The organism is Bradyrhizobium sp. CCBAU 65884 (assembly GCF_028128835.1).
GTDB classification, from domain to species: domain Bacteria; phylum Pseudomonadota; class Alphaproteobacteria; order Rhizobiales; family Xanthobacteraceae; genus Bradyrhizobium; species Bradyrhizobium ottawaense.
Map to the genome: position 1 here is coordinate 142,008 of NZ_LBJU01000131.1, position 7,937 is coordinate 149,944.

Genomic DNA, 7,937 nt, shown 5'->3' on the forward strand with positions numbered 1-7,937 from the left:
TGCGGCGGCCTTGGTGGGGACCGCGCTTCTGCTTCTTCGCCCCGATGCGGCCCCCGTACGAACTCCGACGGCGTCCGCGGCCGTCGCGGTCAAGCTCCTCCTCGACGGGCCGTATGGCGCGCGGTTTGCCGGCGAACTCTCTGCATCGAGGCAGGGGTACTTCTCCTCCCGCATTGAAATGGCGGCCCAGCCCGAAGACCCTGAGTTCGTCCAGACGATTGCACGCCAACATGCCATCGGCGTGACGACCGGCCAGAAGTTCCTGCTGGCGAGCTGGCGCGGCGCGCCCGTGACCGCCTTCGCCGCGAGCTTCCTCGATACCTCCGTCGCGATTTTCACGCTCGAAAGCTCGGGATTGCGGCGTCCGGCCGACCTGATCGGAAAGCGGGTCGGATACCGCAGGGCAAGTGAGGGCGACGTCGTTTTCGACGCCATGATGGCGCAGCTCGGGCTTCCCCGCAGCCAGATTACCAAGGTCCCAGACCGCGACAGCTTCGAAGCTCTGCGGGGCGGGCAGGTGGATGCCATCATCGCCGCAATCGACGAGCAACCGGATCCATCCAGTTCGACGTTCACGAAGCTGAATGTCATCAAACCGCAAGACTACGGCATCCATGTTCCTGGCTTGGTCTACTTCGCGAGTAACGCTCTCGTCCATGAACAGCCATCCATGATTGCCGATGTCCTTCAGGGCCTCATCAGAGGATGGCAATTCACCTACGCGGACTATGCACGGAGCGTGCCCGTTCTGGCTGGGACCGGACCGGCCAGTTTGAATCCCGAGCGGCTGAAATTCGAACTGCAGCAGCAACGTCCGCTGGTGTTGCCGACAGGGGGGCGCATCGGCGATTACGACGAAAGCCGTTGGCGGACGCTTCGGGACATTCTCCTCTTCGCCAAGCTTGGCGAAGAGGACGTGCCGCTGGCCCAGACCGTCAACTACCAGTTCCTCCGAGATGTGTACCGACGTTCACCCGACCTTGCTGCCCCGGGCGCCTGGAGCGAGGAAAAATAGGACCAAGAAGCCACAGTTGCCCGCCATATCGCTATAAAGGCCCTCCTCAAGCTGCGCCGTCGGTTGCCTTTTTGGCCCTAGCCTTGGTAATCTAGGCTTTACTATTTAGGCTGGTTCGCGATGGTCCTCGGGTTGCGGCCTGGTGGGGCGCGGGGAATGGACCAAATCCGCAGGGGCGAGGAGCTTTTTTGGGATGTTTAAGACCATGATGCGAGCAGGCCTTTTGGCCGCCACCGTTTCCTTCTGCGCAGCGAGCGGAGCAAGCGCGGCGATGCAAATGCCGGCGCCGGCGGCCCTCCTGACGGGTGCAAGCCAGGCGACGCCTGTCACGTTCTGGGCGCAGCCCTACCCATATAGGTATGTGCCGTCGCGCCATTGCCCCTTGGTGCGGGTCGAGACGCCCTATGGCTGGTATATGGACCGCGTCTGCGCGCCCGTCGGCCCTGTCCTGCGTCGGGCATATTGAGCTTCGGCTGACCTGAGCGGCGAGCGCCGCTTTTTAGAAGAGATTCATAAGGCAGCCGCACAGCTCATGCGGCTGCCTTGCTCATTTTTGTTTCGCCGTGTGCTGCTCTTTTGTGCGCGCAGCACGGGTTCACCATGAATATCTTTGTCGGGCCGGGATAGGCTGTTGCATGGTGAAGATTGTGTTACCAGTTTGGCGGGGCTGCATCGGCAGCGTGATTGCGTAATGCGGCGGTAGCCGGATCTCACGGAAGTGACGATCCGGCAAATCTAACGCCGGTAGAGGATACGATGACAGGGGTTTCAACCTACGATCTCACGGGCAAACGTGTCTTTGTCGCGGGTCACCGCGGCATGGTCGGATCGGCTGTCGTCCGAAGGCTTGCGTCAGAGAATTGCACCGTGCTGGTTGCCGATCGGCGTGAGCTTGATCTCACCAAGGAAGAGCCGACGCTGAAATGGCTCGAGGCCAATCGTCCTGAGGTCGTGGTTCACGCGGCGGCAAAGGTCGGCGGTATCGCAGCCAACAATAATTTTCCGGTCGACTTTCTCTGCGACAACCTTGCAGTGGAGCTGAACGTCATTCGCGCGAGCCACGCGATCGGCGTGCAACGCCTGTTGTTCCTCGGCTCGTCCTGCATCTATCCCAAGCACGCCAAGCAGCCGATGGCCGAAAGCGAATTGCTGACCGGTCCGCTGGAGCCGACCAACGAGTGGTACGCAATCGCGAAGATCGCCGGCCTCAAGATGTGCCAGGCCTTTCGTCGGCAATATGGCGATGATTTCATCTCGGTCATGCCCACCAATCTCTACGGCCGCGGCGACAATTATCATCCCGATCATAGCCACGTTCCGGCGGCGCTGATCCGGCGCTTCCACGAAGCCAAGCTTGCCAAGGCCTCGACAGTCACTGTGTGGGGCACGGGCACGCCGCTCCGCGAATTTCTCAACGTCGAGGATTTTGCAGATGCCTGCGTTTTCCTTCTGAAGAACTATTCGAGTGACCTGCCGATCAATGTTGGCAGTGGCGACGAATTGTCTATTGCCGAGTTCGCGACAGCAGTCGCGGAGGTCGTGGGCTACGGAGGCAAGCTCGCATTCGATACATCCAAGCCTGACGGAACACCACGCAAGTTGCTGGATAGCTCGAGAATCCGAGGGCTTGGTTGGCAGCCGAAAGTTGCTCTGCGGGCCGGCCTCGCAGCGGCCTACGCAGATTATCTCCAAGGCCACGGACGTCATCTGGAAGTCGGCGCGACGCGCTGAGTAGACTACTTAGATTGCAAGACCTTTTTTATTCTGAAGTTTGAATTGGGGCGGGGCTTTATGCGCATTCTCTTGGTCGGCATCAATTATGCCCCCGATCTGATCGGTGTGGCGAAATACAATGCCGAGCTTTGCGAAAGTCTGGTAGCCGAAGGTCATGAAGTCAGAGTGATTACGGCGCCTCCCTATTATCCGGCCTGGAAGATCCCCCCCGCGTTCAAATCGTCGTACTTCAGGTCTGTAGCTATTGAGGGGGTTCGGGTAACACGGACGCCGATTTATGTCCCCGGTCATCCCACGGGCGCCAAGCGGCTAGTCCATCACGCTTCATTCGCGCTCACGAGCGCTCCGTCAGTCCTCCTTGACGCACTGTCCTGGCGACCTGACGTCATGATTGCTGTCGCGCCGTCGCTGATGTCGGCTGCATTTGTCTCGTTTGTCGCTCGCCGCGTCGGCGCCAAATCATGGCTTCACGTGCAGGATTTCGAGGTGGACGCGGCGTTCGACCTTGGTCTGCTGCGCAATCCTTCTCTGCGAAAGTGGATGCTTCGGGCCGAAACGGGAATCCTCAAATCGTTCGATCGCGTTTCGACCATCTCTCGAGCGATGGTGGAGCGGCTGCGAATCAAGGGGTTGGATCCTGATAGAACAATCGAGGTGAGAAACTGGATCGACACCAACACGATCTGCCCGGGTTCGCGAATGACCAAATACCGTCGCGATCTGATGCTCGACCAGATGGATATCGTTGCACTCTACTCTGGGACGATGTCCAACAAGCAAGGCCTCGAGTTCGTGATCGAGGCCGCGATCGCGCTAGAGGCGAGCCATCCGCATATCCACTTCATCCTTGCGGGCGAAGGGCCGCATAAAGCCAAGCTAGAGCAACTCGCCAGCGGGCATCGCAACATCCATTTTCTTGGACTTCAGCCCGTCGATAGCTTCAATCAATTGATGGCTACCGCCGATTTTCATTTGATTCCGCAGAAGGCTGAAGCCGCCGACCTGGTATTGCCCTCGAAACTCGGCGCAATCTTCGCGTCCGCTCGGCCGGTCATCGCGATGGCTGAAGAAGGCACTGGTCTCGCGGCGGAAGTCACGGATGCGGGCCTTGTGATCCCGCCCGGAGATGCGGTCGCTCTTGCACTTGCTATCTGCCAACTCAGCGAGGCGCCGGCTCTCCGTGAACACTACGGGGAAGAAGGAAGAAGGCGCGCCCTGGATCGTTGGGACCGAGGCGCTATTGTGCACCGGTGGTCGGAGGCCATGGCAGGGCAGGGCAATGCGACAGCGCAAAAGGATCCGCACATCGAAGGCGCTGCTGGCGAGTTTGCGCTTCCGGTGGAGGACGCCGTTCGGTCGTCTTGAGGCGCGCAATCTCCATTGGGTAGCCTAGTGCATCCAAAAAAATGAGCGCCGCAATCGGCGCTCATTTTCTTGGCTCGCTCGCCTTGTTGGCCGATCGACAGGGACTACTCGTGTCGCGGATAATATCTGAAGCCGTGCTGCTTGATGAGTTCGTCGCGCTTTGCGGATTCGAGATCTTCCTTCATCATCTCTCGGACCAGGCTTTCGAACGACGTCTTGGGCTCCCAGCCGAGTTTTTGCTTTGCCTTTGACGGATCCCCAAGAAGCGTCGCGACTTCGGTAGGGCGGAAATAGCGCGGATCGACCGAGACGACACACTTTCCGGTCTTGGCGTCATATCCCTTTTCTTCGACGCCGCTTCCTTCCCAGCGAACGGTCATGCCCACTTCGTTTGCAGCGACATTCACGAAATCTCGGACAGAGTGCTGCACGCCGGTAGCGATCACGAAATCCTCTGGCTTGTCCTGCTGCAGCATCAGCCATTGCATTTCGACATAGTCGCGCGCGTGCCCCCAATCGCGCAGGGCGTCCAGATTGCCGAGATAAAGGCGATCCTGCAAGCCGAGATGAATGCGCGCTAAGGCCCGGGTGATCTTTCGAGTGACGAAGGTTTCGCCCCGCACCGGAGACTCGTGGTTAAAGAGAATGCCGTTGCAGGCGTACATGTCGTAGGCTTCACGGTAATTGACCGTGATCCAGTAGGCGTAGAGCTTGGCGACGGCGTACGGCGAGCGGGGATAGAACGGCGTGGTTTCCTTTTGGGGGATCTCCTGGACCAAGCCGTAGAGCTCAGAGGTCGAGGCCTGATAGAAGCGGGCCTTCTTCTCCAGGCCTGTAATGCGCATAGCTTCAAGGATGCGCAACGCGCCAAGGGCGTCGGAATTCGCAGTATATTCCGGCTCCTCGAACGAGACGGCAACGTGACTCTGCGCCGCGAGATTGTAGATCTCGTCCGGTTGCACTTGGCCGACGATCCGGATCAGGCTCGAGGAATCCGTCAGATCGCCATAGTGGAGCCGGAAGGGCGGATCGGGCTCGTGCGGATCGAGATAGAGATGATCAATGCGATCGGTGTTGAACAGCGAGGTCCGGCGCTTGATGCCGTGAACCTCGTATCCCTTCTGCAGCAGCAATTCGGCCAAATAGGCGCCGTCCTGGCCGGTGACCCCGGTAATAAGTGCTCGTTTCTTTGTCATATCAGTCCCAAAATTGAAATTTGTGCTTACACGAAATTGAATTCGTTAGGGAGGGTGAAACCCAACGAAAATCAAGCTTAGATTAACAGGGTCTGGCTCCAGCGAGTGCGCCTAGGATCCTCCGACCAGACGCGCACACGAGGTGGAATGACCTTCAGTGCGTCCGTACCGTGTTTGGCAGTAGCCGGACTAGCGAGACCAGCTAGAAGGTGGTGACGTGTCGTGTCCACTCTCGTGGCTCGGTGCCAGACTCCGCGCGCATGATGACGTACCGATCCAAAGCGTCGACCAGCGGCGTGACCACTGGACTCAGATTGTCGAGTACGAGGACCGCTTTTCCCTCGCGCACCAGCAATACAAGATGGTGCTCGCCGGTTGCTCGGATAACGACCTCTGCGAGGAGGAGGCCCGAGCTGGGCCAGCCGGATCGCAACAGCAGATGGCGCTTGGTGACGGCATAGTCGCCGCAATTGCCTTCGTCAGGGAATATCTGCCATTCCGCGTCACGTCGGCTTGCGGTCGGGTCCTTTGGCGCTATGCCAAAGTTCACCGTCGAGTTGATCCGGGCGAGTTCTCGCCAACGCTGAATTGAGGAGCGGAAGTCTCGGATCCTGCGATCATCATGGCGCTGGCAATCCTCAGGATACTGAATGCAGAATTGAGAGAATGATAGCGGTGGTGTCACCGCTTGAGATTCGTAGTTTGAAAAGGCGGGCTGGCCGCAAACGCAATACATGATGGCCAGCATGCGCATCGCATGTCTGATCATTGAAGTTCGCCTGATCATTCCTGATTGCTAGTCGAATTATATTGCGACGCAGTGGAAGCGCTATGACAATTGTGAGGCAGTTCATGCCCAATCGTGGAGCAGTGCGCGTGCTCGATCCCAGCCGGACGAAGACCGTCATGCGCAGCCTGCCCTCGTCGACTCTCGGCAGTATCCACCGCCCTGGAGACATGGAAGCCGCCATCTTCGTCTATGAGAGCGTCGGGCGACTTCCCTGTTATCGGAGCCGCGGCTGCCCAGCGATAAGTCGCTCACCCCAACTGCGAAACCAGACTGACCAGCTCCGACTGGCGGTGCGCGCCCGTCTTCGAGAAGATCGACTTGAGGTGGTTGCGGGCGGTTTCGCGCGAGATGCGCAGGTGCTCGGACGCGCTGGCGAGCGATGTGCCGGTTGCAAGCAGCGCGGCCAGTCGCGATTCCGCCGGCGTGAGGTCGAAGGCCTGGCCGATCAGCGCCGGGTCCGGCGCCGCGCGCGGGATGAGGTTGGACAGGATCAGCATGGCGCGAGCGCCGAGGAAGACGGAGCGCGCCGCGCCGTCCACCGGCAGGATCCGCAACACGACCGGTGGCTTTGCCGTCCGGCGGACAAGGATCGGAGAGGCGGGCATGGCCGCGGCATCCGGCGTCGATCGGATCATGCTGATCAGCTGATCGAGCCTTGTCATCGCCTGCTTGTCGTGAACAACGAGGCGCCGCTCCCTGATGCGGATCTCGTTGTCGAATCCAGTTTCGGCTGCCGTGTTGGTGCGCAGGACCATTCCTTCCCGATTGAGGATCAATGCGGGCTGTTGGACCCTGTCGAGCACATCGGTCATCGAGGTGAGCGCGACCCTTCCCATCACCGTCGCGAGCGTGGCGGTCTCGGTCAGGCGTGGCGCCAATTGGGCAAGCAGTTGCTTGTCGGGTGCCTCGAATGCGCCTTCGTGGCCGGTTCGCTGGATCGTCAATGCCCACGCTGCGCTGTCGGCCCAGAAGCCGATGCCGGCGAACCACCGGTATCCGAACGGGAACAGCACCTCGTTGTACATGGGATCGGCGCGAATCTGCTCCGGGGTCATCATATCGAGGTCGGTCACGACCTCGCCCGCCATCATGCGCGGAAAAGCCTTGGCGCGCGGGTCTCTTAAGTGCCAGTTGTTCCTGAAGTAGAGATCGGTGGCCTCGGCGATCGATGCCGTGCGTGGAACGTCGGGAGTCCTGACGTCACTTTGAAGGAGTATGGCCGCCGACGCGCCCACCGCCCTGCAGATGTCATCCATGATGTCGCGCCATGCTTCCGGATTCACGGCGGCCTCGCCAAGTCGATTGAGGACCCTCGACAGTCCTGCACCGTCGATTTTGTCGGCTTTCAAGCGCGGTCCCCTTCGCCCAGCCCCGCGCATTTCGTTGCAGCCCGGCATGCATTCTTGCTGCATGCCGGGCAGAAAGTCCCCGACATCTGAGGCCCTCCAACGCGTTTCCCCGACCGGCGATGCTTCGTGAGGAGGCGGCTCGAAGCAAGCCCCCCCTTGCCTGCTTTTCCTGAAAAATCGCACTTGACGAAAGTCTAGCGGATGGCTGCGGAAGGCGGCGGCGCCCGGACCGGAATGACCCATTCGGGTCATGCGTCCAGATGTGCCGGCGCTATTCCATGGACGAGGAATATTTGCTGCACCAGGAATTGAGATGACATTGCTTTGCTTGAGTCAGTCGGATTTCGGCGTCGGCTTTCGGCTCCCGATATCGAACTGCAGCAGGGATATCTGGGCGCGTCAGAATGTCGCAGTTCGTGTCGCCAGGCGCGGCGCGAATTGTTCAGCCGCGCTATCAACGGTCGCAATCCATTTTCTCGGCAGCTTAA

6 protein-coding genes are annotated in these 7,937 nt (G+C 59.8%); 3 read left to right on the forward strand and 3 right to left on the reverse strand.

Annotated features, from left to right (window positions below; translation table 11 throughout):
- Positions 1-13: 13 nt before the first annotated feature.
- The 3 genes from XI03_RS33975 (at position 14) to XI03_RS33985 (ending at position 4,114) form a co-directional block, all read left to right on the forward strand.
- Positions 14-1,015: an ABC transporter substrate-binding protein gene (locus XI03_RS33975; protein ID WP_271594543.1), complete on the forward strand. Its 1,002-nt coding sequence runs from the start codon at positions 14-16 to the stop codon at positions 1,013-1,015.
- Positions 1,016-1,771: 756 nt separating this feature from the next.
- Positions 1,772-2,746 (forward strand): GDP-L-fucose synthase family protein, encoded by a 975-nt coding sequence (locus XI03_RS33980; RefSeq protein WP_271594618.1) that lies wholly within the window; start codon positions 1,772-1,774, stop codon positions 2,744-2,746.
- A gap of 60 nt (positions 2,747-2,806) precedes the next feature.
- Positions 2,807-4,114, forward strand: coding sequence for a WcaI family glycosyltransferase (locus XI03_RS33985; RefSeq protein ID WP_271594544.1), 1,308 nt, complete (start codon positions 2,807-2,809; stop codon positions 4,112-4,114).
- Between the two features lie 104 nt (positions 4,115-4,218).
- On the opposite strand, the gene gmd is transcribed toward XI03_RS33985, so the two are convergent.
- From gmd to XI03_RS34000, 3 genes are all read right to left on the reverse strand, one after another.
- Positions 4,219-5,310 (reverse strand): GDP-mannose 4,6-dehydratase, encoded by a 1,092-nt coding sequence (gmd, locus tag XI03_RS33990; RefSeq protein WP_271594545.1) that lies wholly within the window; start codon positions 5,308-5,310, stop codon positions 4,219-4,221.
- A gap of 202 nt (positions 5,311-5,512) precedes the next feature.
- Positions 5,513-6,079, reverse strand: a complete 567-nt coding sequence (locus XI03_RS33995; RefSeq protein ID WP_271594546.1) for a transglutaminase-like cysteine peptidase — start codon at positions 6,077-6,079, stop codon at positions 5,513-5,515.
- Between the two features lie 269 nt (positions 6,080-6,348).
- On the reverse strand, positions 6,349-7,449 hold the full coding sequence (locus tag XI03_RS34000; protein ID WP_038951180.1) for a helix-turn-helix transcriptional regulator: 1,101 nt from the start codon (positions 7,447-7,449) through the stop codon (positions 6,349-6,351).
- Positions 7,450-7,937 lie beyond the last annotated feature (488 nt).

Bases quoted from the DNA above. Each gene is read 5' to 3' on its own strand.
- XI03_RS33985 (WP_271594544.1), top strand. From the start codon at position 2,807: ATGCGCATTCTCTTGGTCGGCATCAATTATGCCCCCGATCTGATCGGT.
- gmd (WP_271594545.1), bottom strand. From the start codon at position 5,310: ATGACAAAGAAACGAGCACTTATTACCGGGGTCACCGGCCAGGACGGC.
- XI03_RS33995 (WP_271594546.1), bottom strand. From the start codon at position 6,079: ATGATCAGACATGCGATGCGCATGCTGGCCATCATGTATTGCGTTTGC.
- XI03_RS33980 (WP_271594618.1), top strand. From the start codon at position 1,772: ATGACAGGGGTTTCAACCTACGATCTCACGGGCAAACGTGTCTTTGTC.